Source organism: Bacillus taeanensis (assembly GCF_003318295.1).
Classification (GTDB): Bacteria; Bacillota; Bacilli; order Bacillales; family UBA6769; genus Maribacillus; species Maribacillus taeanensis.
Map to the genome: position 1 here is coordinate 26,332 of NZ_QOCW01000024.1, position 15,592 is coordinate 41,923.

Genomic DNA, 15,592 nt, shown 5'->3' on the forward strand with positions numbered 1-15,592 from the left:
TGTTTATGAACAAATGTAAAAGCGTGCGTAAAAAACATGCCGCACGCCAAAACAGCTATGAACATTCATTCTGCTAATTTAAAAAAATTATGAAAGCCCTGCTTTGTAATCACAATAATTTCACCTTTAAACTTCATTTCAATTGGCCCAGTTTCCGGTTTACTGCCAATTTTCACAATCGTTCCAACATCATCTTTTTCAATGATGCAAAGATCTCCTTTGTCTAAAGGGTGAAACGTAATTGGTCTAAGTGATGTTACTTTTTGTCCAACTTCCATTTAACATATCTCCTTTTACTTCAAGGATAATGACGCAACCACTTCAACATGCGCCGTATGTGGAAACATATCAACAGGCTGCAGTGATTCAAGTTTATAGCCTGCTTTTAATAACTGCTGTACATCTTTAGCAAGTGTAGACGGATTACAGGAAACATAAACAAAGCGCTTTGACTTTACTTTTTTTACTGTTTTTAAAAACATGTCATCACAGCCTGTTCGCGGTGGATCAACGACAATCACATCTGGTTTCCAGCCTTCTTTTACCCACTTTGGCAGCCATTCTTCTGCTTTACCAACAACATATTTATAATTTTTTACATTATGACTTTCGGCATTGCGATTGGCATCTTCAATCGCTGCTGGAATCACATCCATGCCGCGAATTTCCTTAGCGTTTTCAGCTAACCATAGTCCAATGGTTCCTACACCACAATAAGCGTCAACAATTTTTTCTTCACCTGTAAGCTTTGCTGCTCTTTTCGCGGCATTGTATAATTTAACGGTTTGGGCAGGGTTAAGCTGAAAAAATGCCCGGTCTGACAGCTCAAAGGAAATTGGACCAAGCTTCTCGCTAATTTTTTCTTTTCCATGTAAGTGAACCGATTCATCTCCAAAAATAAGCGACGTTTTTTTATCATTAATATTTTGAATCACAGACGTTACTTCAGGAAGACGGTTTTTAATTTCTTCTAAAAGCAGTTCCTTTTTTGGTATTTCCTTTTGAGCCGTTACTAAAACAAGCTGAATTTCTCCTGTTTTAAAACCAACTCTCGTCACGACCGTTCGAATGACGCCCGTTCGTTTTCGTTCATTATAAATCGGGATGTTTAAATCCTCTAAAATTCCTTTCACAACGTCTGTTACGTTATTTGTTGCAGGATGCTGGACCATGCAGTCAGATAAATCAATCAGTTTATGAGAGCCTTCTCCGTATAAGCCGACAATCACTTTATCGTCTTGCTTTCCTGCTTGAAGCTGACTTTTATTGCGATAGTTCCACGGCTCGTTCATGCCAATCGTATTTTTGAGCGGTAATTGGTTTGGATTTAAATTCGTATGACGTTCAAATGCTTGACGAACAATATCTTTCTTTTCTTCTAACTGTTTTTCATAGCTTAAATGCTGAAGCTGGCAGCCGCCGCACTGCTCATAAATCGAGCAAGGCGGGTTGACGCGGTCTTGTGATTTTTTTTGGATCTTCTTTAAATTTGCTTCGGCATGATTTGCAGATGGTTTTGTAATTTCAGCAATCACTTCTTCGCCTGGAAGCGCACCTTTTACAAAAATAACTTTTCGCTTATAATAGCCGACCCCTTCCCCGTTAATTCCTAGACGTTTAATTGTAACTGGGATCGTTTGCCCTTGTTTTAGCTGTATATCATGATCTTGTTTCTTTTGTCTTGCTTTCATTCTTTCATCTCCGTACTGTTTTATTTTCCTGATGACGTGACGTACATGTATCTGTATCAACATTTTTTGAATGCTGTATTTTCAAGCAGTCTTCATTATATCATTTCTTTCCCTTTTCCATACAAAGTTAGGACTTTTTAATCGTTTTAACAGCAGAAAATACGGGAACATGTTTAACAAACCGTTTTAAGGAGAGGTTATCATGTCTATTAAGACAATTTATGTATTGTACGAAGATGATAGCGCTTATACGAAAGCAATATCTGAATACATTGCTGAAGGAGCAAATTCTGTTGACGATGTAACTGTTGTTTATAAACCTGTTGATGAAGTAACAATTGAGGAACTAAAGGAAGCGGATGGTGTTCTTCTCGGTACCTGTTGTGATGGCAGTCGTCCAAGTGGAAAAATGGCAGATTTTCTTTCCGAATTTCAAGATGGTTCCTATCCTTTACGAGGAAAAGTAGGCGGTGTTTTTGCTGTTTCAACGTCAAATTTAAATGATTTAAAGCATTTATTTCAATCGCTGCAAAATTTTATGATTCACCAAGGCATGACCATTGTTCCAAATGCCGCACCAATGGATGAAAAGTGGGAAGAAGCCGGCTTTTCGTATGGAGCTGCTGTAGTGGTCAATGAAGAAAGTACGCGGAACTTATCAAACGCGGAATGTGATTTAGCCTATTTACACGGAAGACGAGTCGCTGAAACCGCCAAAACCGTATAGGGGTCTGACCCCGCAAAAAGACATTTACTCGCATTTGTCCATGCGGGGCGGACACCATATTAATATAAATCCGGCATATTGTTTTCCAACATTAAATCATTAAGGCTTTTGAATGTATAGCCCTGCTTTCTTAGTTCATCAATAACTTTTTCGAGTGCTTCCGCATTATCTTTTGATACCGTATGAAGAAGCAAAATTGAGCCTGGATGAACTTGCTTTAAAATGTTATCATACGCGTACTTCCAGCCTTTTTGTTTATTTGTTTCCCAGTCTTTATAAGCAAGCGACCAAAAAACGTTTGTATAGCCCAATTGATTCGACAGCGCTAGCGTACGCTCACTGAATACCCCTCTTGGCGGACGCAAATAATTCATTTCTTTCACACCGGTCATTTCCGTGAATTTCTGCTTCACTTTATCAAGCTCTGCTTTTAACTTTTCATCCCCCACATTCGTAAGATCAGGGTGACTCCAGGAATGATTGCCAACAATATGACCTTCTTCAACCATTCGTTTAATTAGTTTTGGCTGATCATCTAAATAATGACCTGTTACAAAAAAAGCAGCCGGGACTTTTTTTTCTTTCAATATGTCTAAAATCGGTTCTGTATAGCCATTCTCATAGCCATTATCAAATGTTAAATAGAGTACTTTTTCATTTGTGTTTCCGATAAAAATCCCACCGTTTTCATCAAGAAGCTTTTGATACTCCGGCTCTGTTGTCGCAGGCTCATTGCCTTTACTGCGCTTAAAATACCAGTCATATTTTTCATTGCTGTAGTTTGTCGCCAAACAAGCATTAGTAACCATTAATTGCCCGATTAACATAAGAACAATTGCTTTTATCACTGTTTTCATTTTCAACTTCCTTTCTCTCCACTCTTATATCTTTAGTTTTAAATGTAAAAGCTAAAGATATAAGAGGAATCGTTTTCCAAAAAAGAAATCGACAAAATTTTTAAATTTTAAACAGGAATTTCGCAATCAATAGCGAAGTTTGTAACTGAAAATTGATTACATATTGATTAGGAGGCTTTACGATGGAATATAGAATTGAAAAAGATACGCTTGGTGAAATGAAAGTACCTGCAGATAAACTGTGGGCAGCACAAACACAGCGCAGCAGCGAGAACTTTAAAATCGGTACAGAGAAAATGCCGCTCGAAGTAATTAAAGCGTTTTCAATTTTAAAGAAAAGCGCGGCAATCAGCAACAAAAAGCTTGGCAAACTTTCTGAAGCAAAAGCGGACGCAATCGTTCGAGCGGCTGATGAAGTGATTGAAGGGAAATTAACCGATCACTTCCCTCTGGTTGTATGGCAAACAGGAAGCGGCACACAATCAAACATGAACACAAATGAAGTTATTGCAAACCGCGGCAATCAGTTTCTTGAAGAAGCGGGCAGTGAAGAGCGCATTCACCCTAATGATGATGTAAACATGTCACAAAGCTCAAACGACACCTTCCCAACAGCTCTTCACGTTGCCGGTGTTGTTGCGGTAGAAGATCAAGTATTACCGGCACTTGAGAAACTTAAAGCAACACTCGCTGAAAAATCAGAAGCATTTCAAGATATTATTAAAATCGGCCGTACCCACCTGCAGGATGCAACTCCGCTCACATTAGGCCAAGAAATTAGCGGCTGGCACCGCATGCTTGAAAAAAGTGAAAAGATGATTAAAGAAAGTGTTGAATATATGAAAGAACTGGCGATCGGCGGAACTGCAGTTGGTACGGGGATTAACGCCCATCCAAAGTTTGGCGATATGGTTGCAGAAGAAATTAGCTCTTTTACAGGTAAAAACTTTGTATCAGCGCCAAATAAATTCCATGCCTTAACAAGTCACGATGAAGTTGTATACGCACACGGCGCGTTAAAAGCACTTGCAGCAGATTTAATGAAAATTGCCAATGATGTGCGCTGGCTTGCAAGCGGTCCTCGCTGCGGCATTGGTGAAATTTCGATTCCTGCAAACGAGCCGGGAAGCTCAATTATGCCTGGTAAAGTCAACCCAACGCAAAGTGAAGCAATTACAATGGTTGCCGCACAAGTAATGGGCAATGACGCAACAATCGGCTTTGCGGCAAGTCAAGGAAATTTTGAGCTTAACGTGTTTAAGCCTGTTATTATTTATAACTTCCTGCAGTCTGCTGTACTGCTTGCCGATTCAATGGTTTCCTTTAACGATAAATGTGCGGTTGGTATTGAGCCTGAGCATGAAAAAGTTGAGCATTATTTAAACAACTCACTCATGCTTGTTACAGCACTTAACCCGCATATCGGCTATGAAAATGCGGCAAGCATTGCGAAAACCGCTCATAAAGAAGGGCTTACATTAAAAGAAGCGGCTCTAAATTCTGGACTTCTAACAGAAGAGCAGTTTGATGATATTGTTCGTCCTGAAAACATGATTGCACCGAAAGAGTAAGGGAGAAAAGCGGAAGCGCCTTGCTCACCCCCGACAAGCAAATGTTCTTACGACAAAAGGGCGCTGTTTGCCTTTATGGCGTAAGGGTATTTGACTCGAGGGGGTAGGTGCTGCAGCTGGACACAAACACTGCTGTTTTTTAAATTTAAAAAACATCACCTTTCAAACGAGAGGTGATGTTTTTTCTTCTATTCCCAATCCTTACGAAACTGCTGGCATTTTAATTCAATATCATCAAGCATTTCAATGATACGATCAATTTCAGATACACCGGCACTTTCAGCATCAATTGTATCCAACACTTTTACAAGCATGTCCATACGGTTATGAATATAATTTAATTGCGATTCTTTATCATGAACTGAATTTCCCACCTTGCACTCGCCCCTTTCGTCTTCAAAGCCACTTTATCAAACAATTATTTAAAATGCAATTCCTTCATAAACCGCATAAACTCGACCATTTTTTAATATTAAATGTGATATGATGTGGATAGCTTATTTTAAAGGAGCGGGATCTTATGAATCACCAGATAACAATGAACCCTACCAACGACCCGTGGGAAGCTTACTTAGATGTAGAAAAGCACGGCAAAATGACATTATCAAATATTGAATTTACAACAACAACATTATGCAACATGCGCTGCGATCACTGCGCTGTTGGCTATACACTGCAAACAAAAGACCCGGAAGCACTGCCGATTTCCTTAATTTTATCGCGCCTTGATGAAATTCCTCATCTGCGAACATTAAGCATTACAGGCGGTGAGCCGATGCTTTCGTTAAAATCTGTCGAAAACTATGTAGTGCCAATTTTAAAATATGCCCATGAACGCGGCGTGAAAACACAAATTAACTCAAATTTAACACTACCGATAAAGCGTTATGAAAAAATTATTCCTTATCTTGATGTGCTTCATATTTCCCATAACTGGACGAGTATTGAAGACTTTGCAGAAACCGGTTTTGCGCGGATGAAAGTAAAACCAAATTACTCACAGCGGGCGAAATATTTTGAGCGGATGTTTGACAACGCAAAAGCCTTAACGAGTGAAGGTGTGCTTGTTTCAGCAGAGACAATGATTAATAAGCGGACAATTCCTTATTTAGAACATATTCATCATGAAGTGATCGAGATGGGCTGTCAGCGGCATGAAATTCACCCGATGTATTCTAGTGATTTTGCAAGCACACTTGAAGTTGCTTCACTCGCGGAAATTCGTGCGGCGATTCATCAGTTACTCGATATTCGCAATGAGGAGATTTGGATGCTTTTTGGTACGCTTCCTTTTTACGGATGCAGCAGCAGTGAAGAAGATTTAGCGCTTTTACAGCGGCTTTCTAACGAAAAAAATGCAACGGTACGAAATGACCCGGACGGCCGTTCGCGCTTAAATGTTAATATTTTTGACGGCAGTATTATTGTGACAGACTTCGGGGACGCACCGCCGCTTGGCAATATTAAAGATACAAAATTGACGGATGCGTATCACACATGGAGCCGTTCCTCGCTTGCTAAGTCACTAAGCTGTCACTGTCCAAGCATTCAGTGCCTTGGTCCTAATATTTTAGTGAAAAACGCCTATTATCCTGACGTTGATTTTACAAAAAGAAAGGCAGGGGTCTGACCCCGCAAAAAGACATTCGACCCCTTTTGTCCATTTGAAGCGGACATTTCTTTAAGGTTTTTGATAGGTAACATACGTCCCTGCGATTAAATCATGAAGGGAACGCTTGTCTTTACGAGCACCAACCATAATCGCGCTTACGATGACGGCGATCCCAAATGTGAACGCATAAAGAAGACCTGTAACAACTGTTCGAATCAGCATGTTTGTAATACGAACATTTTCACCGTCGATTCTTAAAATACGAATGCCGACAATACGCTTTCCAACTGTATAACCTGACCAATACAGTGGGACTAATAATCCATATAAAAAGATTATTAAATTTACAAATAGTTGTGATGATGATGTTGGATCTTGTCCTCCATCCCCAATAAATGAAGCAATAATTCCTAAAGGCAGACTAACGATTAATCCGTCAAGTAAAGCGGCGCCAACACGAATCCAAAAACCAGCTGGATGCTTGACCATCTTATCATCCTTTCATTTTCAGGCGTTCATTTAGTAAAAAAATAGTACTTATTCTAATCCTTATGATAAAAATAGTTGTAATATATTGAAAATATGTTAGTTTCCAGTTTATCATTATTATGATATACTTTACAATAGTAAGTGTTTTTATAATTGTAAGTTATAATTAGGAATTATTAATTTATATGAATTAAATAATAATGAACGCTACCTTGCAAATAGTGGGCAAAACGATAAAAAGAGGTGACAAGTTATGAACTATAATTCAATGTGTCCTCGATATGAAGCAGCGATTAATATTATCGGTAAAAAATGGACAGGGTTAATTATTCGTGTCTTAATGGGCGGACCGAAACGGTTTAAAGATATTAAACAGCAAATTCCGGATATGAGTGACCGCATGCTGACAGAACGAATGAAAGAGCTCGAAAGCATCGGCATTATTGAGCGTAAAGTTTACCCAGAAACACCCGTCCGCATTGAATATCATCTAACTGAAAAAGGGGCTTCATTAGAAGAAGTCATTAAAGCCATCCAAATCTGGAGCGAGGATTGGGTTGATGATTCAAAAGAGGAATAGCAGATGCTATTCCTCTTTTTTTCTTATGCATTAAGAATACATAACTTGACAGCACTGAAGCAATTCGACTTAGAGGTCAAGTTAAAGACTTGGCAATCACCGAGTTTTCTTTATTGTGCATGGAATTTAAATGCTAAATGATCCTGCACTGGAATCCATGCCCCAATGCCGTGTTGTGTAATGTTTTTTACTTTTAAATGGCTTTCAGTTCCTTTTAGCACTAAATAAACTTCTCCATATGTGACTTTCCCCTTTTCATTCACTGCCGGTACATATCCGTACAATTGGCCGATTTTTTTAGGGGCCACATTGTATTTTTGATCTTTTTTCGTTCCTTTGCCAACAATTGTTTCAAAGGAAAGCGGCAGCTTTGATTTTTGAGCTGCTTTAATGATCATCATTTTTTTTACATCTTCACTGCTTGAAACTCTTACGGTTAAATCACCTGTTACTTTACTTTCTTCTTCCTGTACATAGCGAATTACTGCCGGTTTATTACCGCCGCGGTTATCAAGTTGATTGACACTTGCCTGCCTATACTCCCAGTTAATCGATGTTTCTTGGGATTCATAATTAAGCGGCCATTTCCCAAGATAAACTTCCGCCCCGTAGCCAAGTGACAATTTTGTATGGCGAATAGAAGATTCATTTAATAGTCGAACGAGTTCTGGGTTGGCAATTTCAACATCAGTCGATTTTAACAGCTGTTTCGTTAATTCGCTCGGCTGTAATGTTGGCATATCTTGTGATGGATTTGGATACGTATTTTCCTGTGAAATGTTTAGAACAAAATCAGGTACTTTAATCTGTTTTGTTGGTTTTTCCGCTGCTGTTCCTGTTAAAGAAAAATTCAATGATAACAGAATTGCAAGCACAGGGATCAATAGTTTTTTCATTGCAATGCCTCCTAATCAACTTTCATACTGTTTATTCGTTGATACCTTTATTGTTTTCATTGCAAAAATAATTTATCCACATAATCTAACTTCAACTTAACTTGTGGATAGCGCGTTGATTTGGAATCCGACGCGCGAAATCATCTTTTCGCACCCTTTCAGCCATGGACTGAAAGACAAGTAAGCGGAAGCAGGGAAACGAGAAAATGCCTTTTCTCTAAATCGCTGCTTCCGCTTACCTGTTCGGAGTCCAAATCAATATTTCTATATTTTAGGACTAAATCCTTATAAAACTTTACTATATAACATTCGTAGTTGAACGTTCTTTTTAGATTGTATTTAATTTCACCATTTTTGAAATTTTAGGGTAAAACAGCTCAACAAGTGGGCCAATGGCGGCTGTAATAATAATCGTGCCGATGCCAACAGGTCCTGAAAAAAGAAGTGCTAATAAAAGGGCGGCAACTTCACCTACTGTTTTTGCGGTCATCAAGCTCCAGCCAAACCGTTTATGTAAGGCAAACATTAAACCGTCTACTGGAATGGCCGCAAATTTTGCCTGCAGGTAAAGCGAAACTCCCATCGCAAGAACAAAAATGCCGATAAACAGAGCAGCTAATCGTTCTCCTTTTGAACCGAGCGCTAAGCTTTCAAATACTTGAAGAAGCCAAAAGTCAATACAAGCGCCGGCAATAATAATCGTAATTAGTGCAAAGATATCCGGCTTTTCTTTCGTTAAAAAAGCATTTAAAAGGATAAGAACAATTCCAACAAGGACAACCCAGCTTCCAACCGTTAAACCAACTTTTTCAGCTAATCCAACATTTAGCGCATCCCAAGCACCTGCTCCAAGATCCGCTTTAATCGTTAAACTAATTCCAAACGTTAAAATAATAAGGCCAATCACATAGCATGCTATTCTTCTTGATGTTGTTCCCAATTTTCATTCTCCTATCCTTATCAAAATTTGCTGCACCTGAACAGTTTATCTTAGTTTATTTTATGAAGCCAATCCTTAAATAGGACAGCACTTTCTTTTCTCGCCTCATTCATACATAAAAAGCGCCTTACGATCCATGCTAATACTTGTACAAGGAGGAATTTTTCATGGAATTTCAATGGATATGGAAAGCTATATTAATTGTCTTCATCGGCACGATGCTTTTAAGATTAGGCGGACGCAAATCAATTTCGCAAATGACAGTAGCGCAAACAGTTATTATGATTTCAATCGGTACCCTTTTAATTCAACCTGTCAGCGAAAAAAATGTCTGGGTCACTTTTTTAATTGCAGGACTGTTAATTGCAACATTGATTACAATGGAATATTTGCAGTTAAAATTTGATAAATTTGAAAATCTTATTACCGGAAAAGCGGTTATGGTTATTGAAAACGGCATATTAAACGAAAAGCAGCTAAAAAAAGTCCGCTTAACAGTTGACCAGCTTGAAATGCGGTTAAGACAGCATAACATTTCCAAAATAAGTGATGTCAAATGGGCGACCATTGAAACGAGCGGACAGCTTGGCTTTGAACTAAAAGATGCATTTAAACCCGCTACAAAAGGGGATCTTGATAAAATTCTGCAGCTGTTAAATAGTACTTATCCCATGCAGGCACAACCACTCTCCTCCCAGCAGCCGCCGCAAATGCAGGCAGATCTTTTTACAGAAGTTAACCAGCAGGGAAATCACCAAGAACCAAAGCACCTTCAATAAAGAAAAATAGCTAACCTAAAAAAATAGAGGTTGTCTCAATAGGGTCTGACCCCCCACAACCTCGCACAAGATATAGATGTGTTTTATAAATCACATCCTATATATGAGGCGGGGAGGGTCTGACTCTATGCTTTTGAGACAACCCCTATTTTGCATTTTGTCTTGTTTCCTCTGTTTCTTTTTTCTCAAACAGCTTAATCTCACGCCATTTTCCATAGCGATAATAAAATAAGGCGATGATACTGCTAATAATAAAACTCGTCCCAATTCCATAAGCAATGCCGTCTTCATCGAAAAAACGTGTAAAAAGATACGTCAGCGGCACCCGCAATGCCCAAAAGGAAATTAAATTTAACACAAGCACCTGTACCATCGCCCCTGCCGCTCTTACAATCCCGTTTAACACGAAATTAATACCTAAAAACGGATAGAAAAAGGCAACAGCTTTTAAATAAGCGGCCCCAAATGCAATTGTCTCCTGATCAGAAACGAACAAACGAATAAGCAAATCCGCACTTAGAAAGACAAGCAAACTGATTAAAAAAGAAACCGATAAAATAAGCAAAATTCCCTTTTTGGCAATCTCTGCAACGCGTTCCCATTTTAAGGCGCCAATATTCTGGCCAGCAATACTATTTACCGCAGAGCCTAACGTAAAAGCAGGCAGCATAATGATGCTGTCAATCCGCTGTGAGGCTCCAAATCCAGCAACAACATCTTCCCCAAATCCCGCGACAATGCCCATAATCGCTGTGACTCCGCCGGAAATCGCCACCATCTGCAAACCGCCCGGCAGTCCCAGCTTGATGATTGTTTTTAAATAATTGGCTTCTGGAAAATGCGGCATCGTAAACGGTACTTTTGATTTTTTTAACGAGTAAATAATTCCGTATAAAAACGCCGATCCTTGGGCGACAATCGTAGCAAGCGCTGCGCCTTCAATGCCAAGATCAAAGGTTACAATAAAAAGCGGATCTAAAACAGTGTTTAAAACAACCGCCCACAACACAAAGCGTACCGGTGTTTTACTATCCCCTAACGCTCTTAATACCGTCCCGATAAAATTGTACCCAAATAAAAATAAAATTCCTAAAAAGTTCACCTGTAAATACGATTTTGCTAACGGAAAAATCGCTTCAGGCGTTCCTAATAACGTTAAAATGCTTCCTGAAAAAAGATAGCCGACAACACCAAGAGCAACCGCTAAAACGCCGAGAACGACAACAAAGGCATTTAATGATTCTTTTAAACCCCGCTCATCATTTGCACCTTTTTGCTGACTTAACACCGTTAAGGTTGCCCCGTTAATTCCAATAATAAAAGACAGTACCGTAAAAATAACGGTTGCTGAAATCGAAATCGCACCAAGTGATGAAGCACCAAGCAAATTTCCGATCCACAAGCTGTCAATAAATTGATACGAAGTTTGCAGTAAATTTGTTAAAAAAATCGGTCCAGAATAAAAAAGCATTTTTCGTAAAATACTTCCCTCTGTAAAATCATATCCTTGATTCATGATTATCCCTTCTCCAGCTGATTTTCATATCGTTTATTCTACACATAATGATGTTTAAAAAAAGATTGAAACGGAAACAGTAACAACAAATCATTGAAAGGAGCTCGACTCTCATGGATGAACAAAAGTTGAAAGAAGAAATACTGCACGTTATGGATCAAAACCATACCGGCACGCTCGCAACTGTAAAAAAACAAAAACCGCACTCTCGTTATATGACATTTAGTCATGAGGATTTAACGCTATACACACCAACAAGTAAAGAAACATACAAAGTCGATGAAATTAAAGAAAATCCAAATGCACATATTTTGCTCGGTTATAACGGAAACGGCTGGGGCGACCAGTATATTGAGTTCCAAGGGAAAGTATCCCTTAACGATTCAAAAAACTTAAAAGAAAAGCTTTGGAGCGATGAATTAAAAAACTATTTTTCAAGTCCTGACGACCCCAATTATGTGGTTCTTCAGTGCCAGCCTGAAACAATTCGCCTTATGAACAATAACTCAGAATCATCCCAAACACTTGAACTTTCTTAATAAAGAAAAGCGGAAGCACCCGTTCAGCCTCGACAAGCAAATGTTCTTTCGACGAAAAGGCGCTTTTTGCCTTTACGCCGGAAGGTTATTTGACTCGAGAGACTGGGGGCTGCAGCTGGACAATTAGAAAAGCGGAAGCGCCTTGCTCACCCCCGACAAGCAAATGTTCTTTCGACGAAAAGGCGCTTTTTGCCTTTACGCCGGAAGGTTATTTGACTCGAGAGGGTAGGCGCCTGAAGCTAGCCAATAAAAAAGCATAGGGTCTGACCTTCCTCCAGTTGAGGGGCAGACCCTACTTTAGTTAACATGCTTTATGCTTGTACTAACTCGAATGATTCAGTTATTTCAATGCTGTCTTTGACCGACTGCACCATTGAACAATTTTTTCGCGTTACTTCTAATGCTTTTTCAATTTTTGTTTCTGATAACTCTTCACCTGCAATAATAAAATGAAGATGAATTTTTTCAAGGCGATTCGCTTCTGCTTCATTTCGAACAACTTCCGCCTGAACAGTGACATCACTATAAGAAATTCGTTTTTTCGTAAGCACTTTGCGAAGTATCCCGCCGCTGCATACGGCTATAGATGATACAAGCAGCTGAAATGGACGAAATCCATAATCAGAATCTCCTGAAATATGTAGTTCTCCATATTCAACATTTGTCGTAAATCCATTTTCTTTCATTTTAAATTCCATAGCCCTTACTTCCCCTTTCTCTTACCGTTTCCTATCTGTACATTTTAATGCACAACCCTTAAAAAAGCGAATCATTCATACTGCCATTCAATGTTTAAACATAGACGTTAAAGGCAAACTAAGGAAGGTATATGGAAGCGATTTCATTGACAGGATTATAAATTCCTTTTTATACTAAATAATAGTAATCATGTAATAATTATTTTAATTATTTTCGTGACAAAGGAGACGATTTATTTTGAAATTACGTACTGAGATGCCGGAACTCGCTGGCGCAACGACTTGGTTAAATGGTGAAGTTTCAAAAAGCGATCTTATCGGAGACAAGCCCACACTTATCCACTTTTGGAGTGTAAGCTGTGGCTTATGCAAAGAAGCAATGCCAAACATTAATGAATTTCGCGATGAATACAAAGATAAATTAAACGTTATTGCCGTTCATATGCCTCGTTCTGAAAAAGATCTTGATCTTGAGCAAGTTAAAGAAGTAGCAAGAACACACGAAATTACGCAGCCAATTTTCGTTGATAATGAACATAAGCTAACCGATGCATTTGAAAATCAATATGTCCCGGCATACTATGTGTTTGATAATGAAGGGAAATTGCGTCACTTCCAAGCGGGCGGCGGCGGCATGAAAATGCTGACAAAGCGTGTAAACCGCGTCCTTCCAAGTGAAGAAGAGTAAGGTAGAAATGCGGAAGCACCCGTTTAGACTCGACAAGCTGGACAATAAACGGTATTTACTAAAAGGATCACCGATGACGGTGATCCTTTTTTTGTTTCTTTATACAACTTTTCTCCCTTCTCCCCCTGTTATTGCCATAAATATTTTTAGAAAAAAATTAAACACTAAGAAGGAAATTAGTTCATATAAAAAGGAGAATTTACAGATGAACGATTTAAAAATAAAACTGCTTATCCCTTCTGTTCTTTTATTGTTTGCTGCCGCCTGCGGGATAAATGACGAACAGGCGCAAAATAATCATGACGATAACATCTCAAGTTCTCAAACAGAAATGTCGAGCGAACAATTTCCACATACAAAGCCGATTAAAGTACAGGAAGCTCGCTATGAATACCGCGTTGATTTTGGACAAGGTGCAGGTCAGGGCGGCGTAGTGAAAGACCCGAATATCGTGACACGTCAATATGAAATTAGACCAAATCAACCACAAGCCCAGCAGCCAACGCAGCCGCAGGAAACACCGCAGCAAGCAGCACCCAAACAGGAACAGGCAGCACCACAGCAAAAACAGCCAACAAAAGCGGCTGGTAATATTAGTGAAATTGAACAACGAGTTATTGAATTAACAAATGAACAAAGAAGAAAAAATGGGCTCCCTGATTTAAAAGCAGACACATCATTAAGCAATGTCGCTCGCGAGAAATCCAATGATATGCAAAAAAACAATTACTTTTCCCATACAAGCCCAACGTACGGCTCGCCGTTTGATATGATGCGCGACTTTGGAATTACGTACAACGCAGCAGGTGAAAATATTGCTAAAGGGCAGTCAACAGCTGAACAAGTTGTCAACTCTTGGATGAACAGCGCCGGTCACCGTAAAAATATTTTAAGCGGCAATTTTACGCATATTGGCGTAGGATATAACGGCACTGGGCATCATTGGACACAGATGTTTATTAGTAAATAAAATGTAAAAAACCGAGCTGATTTAGCACGTAGATCAGCTCGGCTTTTTGTAAAATTTTAATTCATATTTAAATACTAAACGAAGTTACCTTTAGAGGATATACACTGTAACTTTAGTTTGCTTTATGACTGAAACACTTCACTTACAATTTCATGATCAGACCTGCCGCCAAGGTTTTTACCGATTAATTCGTCAATATTTTTATTCATTTGTTCTTTCAGCTGTAAGGCTTCCTCTTTTTCACCAATCATAATAATTTGTTCCCAATTATGATCTTTTGCTTTTTTATCAATTTTTGGTGCTAAGTTTTTGTACCAGCGCTGTTTGTTTGCTTCAAAACGATCTTTAAACTGTTCCTGCTGATAGCTTTTTCCACCTTTTCCGAGCGTAACATCAGCATGGTGCGGGCCTTCGTGCTGACGCCAATCTTCTGTTTCAAGATCAAGCATATAATGGATCGATTCCCTTACCTGCCCAAGTTCTGCTTCAACGATTCGAACGTCCTCTTGATTGACAACCACGATTCCCGAGGCTGGATATTTCTCTTTGAGCTCCTGCAGTTGATCAACAACAGGATATTCTTCCCAATAAAAATTTGTTTCAACAGGCATCTGTAAGAAGTTAACAGACCATACTTGCTGATCGGCAGACGCAAACAAAACAACCCCTCGCTGGAGATCGCGTTCATGATCCAAAATTTCTTTATTTACCATGTCTTTAATTTTTTTGAAGTTTTTGAGCGCTTCTTTCGTGCCGCCTGCTTCAATATATTCCTCAAGTTTTTTTAATCCATTTTTCAGTTTAATTTTCCATTCACCGTTTTGCTGATCCATGCTGCTTCGATCCGTATTTAAGTACATCGATAGGATTTTATTTGGTTCTTCTAATTGAATGCTTTTTAGTTCTTCTATTTTTTTAGTGATAATCATTTTTTGTCAACTCCTTTGAAGTATAGTTGAAAGCTTTTTCCTCTACTATTCTATTTCCGCTCCCATACGCATCTAAACTAATCGTTTTGAACTAGGTTATTGAGTTCCTA

18 protein-coding genes are annotated in these 15,592 nt (G+C 39.0%); 8 read left to right on the forward strand and 10 right to left on the reverse strand.

What is annotated here, in order from left to right; genetic code table 11:
* Nucleotides 1-65: 65 nt before the first annotated feature.
* Both DS031_RS18160 and rlmD read right to left on the reverse strand, forming a co-directional pair.
* Nucleotides 66-278 (reverse strand): hypothetical protein, encoded by a 213-nt coding sequence (locus DS031_RS18160; RefSeq protein ID WP_113807479.1) that lies wholly within the window; start codon nt 276-278, stop codon nt 66-68.
* Nucleotides 279-293: 15 nt separating this feature from the next.
* Complete coding sequence (rlmD, locus tag DS031_RS18165) at nt 294-1,691, reverse strand: 23S rRNA (uracil(1939)-C(5))-methyltransferase RlmD (protein ID WP_113807480.1); 1,398 nt, start codon at nt 1,689-1,691, stop codon at nt 294-296.
* Between the two features lie 202 nt (nt 1,692-1,893).
* On the opposite strand from rlmD, the gene DS031_RS18170 reads away from it, so the two are divergent.
* On the forward strand, nt 1,894-2,418 hold the full coding sequence (locus DS031_RS18170) for an NAD(P)H-dependent oxidoreductase (protein WP_113807481.1): 525 nt from the start codon (nt 1,894-1,896) through the stop codon (nt 2,416-2,418).
* A 59-nt stretch (nt 2,419-2,477) separates the two neighbouring features.
* Here DS031_RS18170 and pdaA read toward each other — a convergent pair whose 3' ends face one another.
* Complete coding sequence (gene pdaA, locus DS031_RS18175) at nt 2,478-3,245, reverse strand: delta-lactam-biosynthetic de-N-acetylase (RefSeq protein ID WP_425451995.1); 768 nt, start codon at nt 3,243-3,245, stop codon at nt 2,478-2,480.
* A 212-nt stretch (nt 3,246-3,457) separates the two neighbouring features.
* Here pdaA and fumC point away from each other — a divergent pair, with 212 nt between their 5' ends.
* Nucleotides 3,458-4,846 carry a class II fumarate hydratase gene (gene fumC / locus DS031_RS18180; protein WP_113807483.1) on the forward strand — a complete coding sequence of 463 codons (1,389 nt, stop codon included), beginning with the start codon at nt 3,458-3,460 and terminating at the stop codon, nt 4,844-4,846.
* A 188-nt stretch (nt 4,847-5,034) separates the two neighbouring features.
* On the opposite strand, the gene DS031_RS18185 is transcribed toward fumC, so the two are convergent.
* A complete protein-coding gene (locus tag DS031_RS18185) occupies nt 5,035-5,220 on the reverse strand; it encodes an SE1561 family protein (RefSeq protein ID WP_113807484.1) in 186 nt (61 codons plus the stop codon).
* 146 nt (nt 5,221-5,366) lie between these two features.
* Here DS031_RS18185 and yfkAB point away from each other — a divergent pair, with 146 nt between their 5' ends.
* Nucleotides 5,367-6,476: a radical SAM/CxCxxxxC motif protein YfkAB gene (gene yfkAB / locus DS031_RS18190; RefSeq protein WP_113807485.1), complete on the forward strand. Its 1,110-nt coding sequence runs from the start codon at nt 5,367-5,369 to the stop codon at nt 6,474-6,476.
* A gap of 51 nt (nt 6,477-6,527) precedes the next feature.
* Here the strand turns inward: yfkAB and DS031_RS18195 are convergent, their stop codons facing one another.
* Entirely contained in the window at nt 6,528-6,947 is a 420-nt protein-coding gene (locus DS031_RS18195) for an RDD family protein (protein WP_113807486.1), read from the reverse strand.
* A gap of 253 nt (nt 6,948-7,200) precedes the next feature.
* Between DS031_RS18195 and DS031_RS18200 the strand changes: the two genes are divergently transcribed.
* Nucleotides 7,201-7,527: a winged helix-turn-helix transcriptional regulator gene (locus tag DS031_RS18200; protein ID WP_113807487.1), complete on the forward strand. Its 327-nt coding sequence runs from the start codon at nt 7,201-7,203 to the stop codon at nt 7,525-7,527.
* Nucleotides 7,528-7,637: 110 nt separating this feature from the next.
* Here DS031_RS18200 and DS031_RS18205 read toward each other — a convergent pair whose 3' ends face one another.
* Both DS031_RS18205 and DS031_RS18210 read right to left on the reverse strand, forming a co-directional pair.
* Nucleotides 7,638-8,423 carry a YfkD famly protein gene (locus DS031_RS18205; protein WP_113807488.1) on the reverse strand — a complete coding sequence of 262 codons (786 nt, stop codon included), beginning with the start codon at nt 8,421-8,423 and terminating at the stop codon, nt 7,638-7,640.
* A gap of 328 nt (nt 8,424-8,751) precedes the next feature.
* Nucleotides 8,752-9,363, reverse strand: a complete 612-nt coding sequence (locus DS031_RS18210; RefSeq protein WP_113807489.1) for a YczE/YyaS/YitT family protein — start codon at nt 9,361-9,363, stop codon at nt 8,752-8,754.
* Between the two features lie 167 nt (nt 9,364-9,530).
* Between DS031_RS18210 and DS031_RS18215 the strand changes: the two genes are divergently transcribed.
* Nucleotides 9,531-10,142 carry a DUF421 domain-containing protein gene (locus DS031_RS18215; protein WP_113807490.1) on the forward strand — a complete coding sequence of 204 codons (612 nt, stop codon included), beginning with the start codon at nt 9,531-9,533 and terminating at the stop codon, nt 10,140-10,142.
* Nucleotides 10,143-10,287: 145 nt separating this feature from the next.
* Here DS031_RS18215 and DS031_RS18220 read toward each other — a convergent pair whose 3' ends face one another.
* The gene (locus tag DS031_RS18220; RefSeq protein ID WP_113807491.1) at nt 10,288-11,658 is read right to left on the reverse strand and encodes an MATE family efflux transporter; all 1,371 of its coding nucleotides are present in this window, start codon (nt 11,656-11,658) and stop codon (nt 10,288-10,290) included.
* A gap of 113 nt (nt 11,659-11,771) precedes the next feature.
* Between DS031_RS18220 and DS031_RS18225 the strand changes: the two genes are divergently transcribed.
* Entirely contained in the window at nt 11,772-12,197 is a 426-nt protein-coding gene (locus tag DS031_RS18225) for a pyridoxamine 5'-phosphate oxidase family protein (protein ID WP_113807492.1), read from the forward strand.
* 311 nt (nt 12,198-12,508) lie between these two features.
* Here DS031_RS18225 and DS031_RS18230 read toward each other — a convergent pair whose 3' ends face one another.
* A complete protein-coding gene (locus DS031_RS18230) occupies nt 12,509-12,895 on the reverse strand; it encodes an OsmC family protein (RefSeq protein ID WP_113807493.1) in 387 nt (128 codons plus the stop codon).
* 238 nt (nt 12,896-13,133) lie between these two features.
* Between DS031_RS18230 and DS031_RS18235 the strand changes: the two genes are divergently transcribed.
* Both DS031_RS18235 and DS031_RS18240 read left to right on the forward strand, forming a co-directional pair.
* Nucleotides 13,134-13,583 carry a TlpA disulfide reductase family protein gene (locus DS031_RS18235; RefSeq protein ID WP_181833227.1) on the forward strand — a complete coding sequence of 150 codons (450 nt, stop codon included), beginning with the start codon at nt 13,134-13,136 and terminating at the stop codon, nt 13,581-13,583.
* A 205-nt stretch (nt 13,584-13,788) separates the two neighbouring features.
* Nucleotides 13,789-14,553, forward strand: a complete 765-nt coding sequence (locus DS031_RS18240) for a CAP domain-containing protein (RefSeq protein ID WP_113807494.1) — start codon at nt 13,789-13,791, stop codon at nt 14,551-14,553.
* Nucleotides 14,554-14,675: 122 nt separating this feature from the next.
* Here DS031_RS18240 and DS031_RS18245 read toward each other — a convergent pair whose 3' ends face one another.
* On the reverse strand, nt 14,676-15,482 hold the full coding sequence (locus DS031_RS18245) for a VLRF1 family aeRF1-type release factor (RefSeq protein ID WP_113807495.1): 807 nt from the start codon (nt 15,480-15,482) through the stop codon (nt 14,676-14,678).
* Between the last annotated feature and the right edge of the window lie 110 nt (nt 15,483-15,592).

What these genes read in the sequence shown, in the direction of transcription:
- DS031_RS18220 (WP_113807491.1), bottom strand. Translation starts at nt 11,658, where the DNA reads ATGAATCAAGGATATGATTTTACAGAGGGAAGTATTTTACGAAAAATG.
- DS031_RS18195 (WP_113807486.1), bottom strand. Translation starts at nt 6,947, where the DNA reads ATGGTCAAGCATCCAGCTGGTTTTTGGATTCGTGTTGGCGCCGCTTTA.
- DS031_RS18245 (WP_113807495.1), bottom strand. Translation starts at nt 15,482, where the DNA reads ATGATTATCACTAAAAAAATAGAAGAACTAAAAAGCATTCAATTAGAA.
- pdaA (WP_425451995.1), bottom strand. Translation starts at nt 3,245, where the DNA reads ATGTTAATCGGGCAATTAATGGTTACTAATGCTTGTTTGGCGACAAAC.
- rlmD (WP_113807480.1), bottom strand. Translation starts at nt 1,691, where the DNA reads ATGAAAGCAAGACAAAAGAAACAAGATCATGATATACAGCTAAAACAA.
- DS031_RS18225 (WP_113807492.1), top strand. Translation starts at nt 11,772, where the DNA reads ATGGATGAACAAAAGTTGAAAGAAGAAATACTGCACGTTATGGATCAA.
- DS031_RS18170 (WP_113807481.1), top strand. Translation starts at nt 1,894, where the DNA reads ATGTCTATTAAGACAATTTATGTATTGTACGAAGATGATAGCGCTTAT.
- DS031_RS18200 (WP_113807487.1), top strand. Translation starts at nt 7,201, where the DNA reads ATGAACTATAATTCAATGTGTCCTCGATATGAAGCAGCGATTAATATT.
- DS031_RS18230 (WP_113807493.1), bottom strand. Translation starts at nt 12,895, where the DNA reads ATGGAATTTAAAATGAAAGAAAATGGATTTACGACAAATGTTGAATAT.
- DS031_RS18240 (WP_113807494.1), top strand. Translation starts at nt 13,789, where the DNA reads ATGAACGATTTAAAAATAAAACTGCTTATCCCTTCTGTTCTTTTATTG.
- DS031_RS18160 (WP_113807479.1), bottom strand. Translation starts at nt 278, where the DNA reads ATGGAAGTTGGACAAAAAGTAACATCACTTAGACCAATTACGTTTCAC.
- yfkAB (WP_113807485.1), top strand. Translation starts at nt 5,367, where the DNA reads ATGAATCACCAGATAACAATGAACCCTACCAACGACCCGTGGGAAGCT.
- DS031_RS18215 (WP_113807490.1), top strand. Translation starts at nt 9,531, where the DNA reads ATGGAATTTCAATGGATATGGAAAGCTATATTAATTGTCTTCATCGGC.
- fumC (WP_113807483.1), top strand. Translation starts at nt 3,458, where the DNA reads ATGGAATATAGAATTGAAAAAGATACGCTTGGTGAAATGAAAGTACCT.
- DS031_RS18205 (WP_113807488.1), bottom strand. Translation starts at nt 8,423, where the DNA reads ATGAAAAAACTATTGATCCCTGTGCTTGCAATTCTGTTATCATTGAAT.